This window comes from Ralstonia sp. RL, from assembly GCF_001683835.1.
GTDB classification, from domain to species: domain Bacteria; phylum Pseudomonadota; class Gammaproteobacteria; order Burkholderiales; family Burkholderiaceae; genus Ralstonia; species Ralstonia mannitolilytica.
This window is the reverse complement of sequence record NZ_LWRX01000156.1, coordinates 1-2,090: the sequence shown is the minus strand read 5'-3', so window position 1 is coordinate 2,090 and position 2,090 is coordinate 1. Positions and strand designations below refer to the sequence as shown.

Annotated in this window: 1 protein-coding gene; it reads left to right on the top strand. The window is 66.6% G+C overall.

Translation table 11 applies throughout. From position 1 onward, the window contains the following. Window positions 1-4 precede the first annotated feature (4 nt). Window positions 5-2,090, top strand: a 2,086-nt coding sequence (locus A6M56_RS15245) for an efflux RND transporter permease subunit (protein ID WP_286758221.1), incomplete at its 3' end; no start/stop codon positions are given.

The window sequence follows — 2,090 nt, the reverse complement described above, 5'->3', positions numbered from 1 at the left end:
GGTGATGACCGTGCTGCTGTGCGCGTCGGTGGTGGTCGCCGGCATCCTGGCCTATCTGAAGATCCCGGTGGCGGCGCTGCCCAGCTATAACACGCCGGTCATCAGCGTCACCGCCAGCCTGCCCGGCGCCAGTCCGGAGACCATGGCGTCGTCGGTGGCGCTGCCGCTGGAAAAGCAGTTCGCCACCATCGCCGGACTGAACGTGATCAGCTCCGTCAACACGCTGGGCAACACCTCGCTGACGCTGGAATTCGATCCGGCGCGCGACATCGACGCGGCCGCGGTCGACGTGCAGGCCGCGCTGCTGCGCGCGCAGCGCGCGCTGCCGGCCGAAATGACGCAGCTGCCGTCCTACCGCAAGGTCAATCCGGCCGACGCGGCGGTGCTGCTGCTGGCGCTGACCTCGCCCTCGCTCGACCTGTCCGAGCTGAACGACTACGCGGAAAACCTGATCTCGCCCAGCCTGTCGACGTTGAACGGCGTGGCGCAAGTGAACATCTACGGCCAGAAGCGCTACGCGGTGCGGGTGAAGGTCAATCCGGCGCTGCTGGCGTCGCGCAACCTGTCGCTCGACGAGGTGGCGGCGGGCATCCGCGCCGCCAACGCCAACACGCCGGTCGGCACGCTCGACGGCCCGCAGCAGACGCTGACCATCCAGGCCAATCCGCAGCTGAAGAACGCAGCCGGATTCGCCGAGCTGATCGTCGCCAGCCGCAATAACGTACCGATCCGGCTGCGCGAAATCGCGCAGGTGGAGGACAGCTACGAGTCGGTCAAGACCGCCAGCCGCTTCAACGGCGAGCGCTCGATCGTGCTGGCAATCCAGCGCCAGCCGAACGCCAACACGGTGGCGGTGGTCGACGCGGTGCGCAGCATGCTGCCGCGCTTTAAGACACAGCTGCCGGAATCGGTGCAGATCAACCTGTTGAACGACCGCTCGGTATCGATCCGCGAGGCGATGCATGACGTGAACATCACGCTCGGCATCACGGTCGCGCTGGTGGTGCTGGTGATCTTCCTGTTCCTGCGCAAGCTGGTGGCGACGCTGATCCCGGCCCTGTCGCTGCCGGTGTCGCTGGTCGGCGCGGTCGCGCTGCTGTACGGCCTCGGCTACAGCCTGGACAACGTGTCCCTGCTCGGCATCACGCTGGCGGTCGGCCTGGTGGTGGACGACGCGATCGTGGTGCTGGAGAACATCGTGCGCCATGTCGAAAACGGTGTAAAACCGTTTAAGGCGGCGCTGGTCGGCGCCAGGGAGATGGGCTTCACCATCGTGTCGATCTCGGTGTCGCTGGTGGCGGTGTTCATCCCGATCTTCTTCATGCCGGGCGTGATCGGCCTGTTGTTCCACGAATTCGCCGTCGTGGTGTCGCTCGCCATCCTGGTGTCGGCCATCGTGTCGCTGACGCTGGTGCCGATGCTGTGCAGCCGCTACCTGAGCGCCGATCACGGGCACAAGCACCATGCCGTCATCCGCGGCTTCGAGCGGCTGTTCGACGCCATGCTCGACCGCTACACGCGCACGCTCGACTGGGGCCTGCGCCACCGCTTCGTCATCCTGATGGTGGCGCTGGCCACCTTCGTCGTCACCGCCTGGCTGTTCGTGACCATCCCGAAGGGCTTCTTCCCCGAGGAAGACATCGGCCAGATCAGCGTCACCACCGAGGCGTCGGAAGACATCTCGTTTGCCGCGCTGTCGGACAAGCAGGCGCAGGTGGCCGACCTCATCGCCGCCGACTCCAACGTCGGCAGCGTCGCCTCCACCATCGGCGGCGGCCTCAACACGTCCAATACCGGGCGCATGTTCATCAACCTCAAGCCGCGCGGCGAACGCGAAAAGATGCCGCAGGTGCTGGAAGGCCTGCGCAGGAAGGTGCGCGCCGTGCCCGGCATCGCCGTGTACTTCCGGCCGGTGCAGAACCTGCAGCTGGGCGGGCGCGTGTCCAAGAGCCGCTACCAGTACATCCTGCAGAGCGTGCACGCGGAAGAGCTGAACGACTGGAGCGGCAAGCTGCTGGAGCGGCTGCGCAGCGACGACGTCTTCCGCGACGTGACCAGCGACTCGCAGCTGAAGGGCCTGCAGGCGTCGC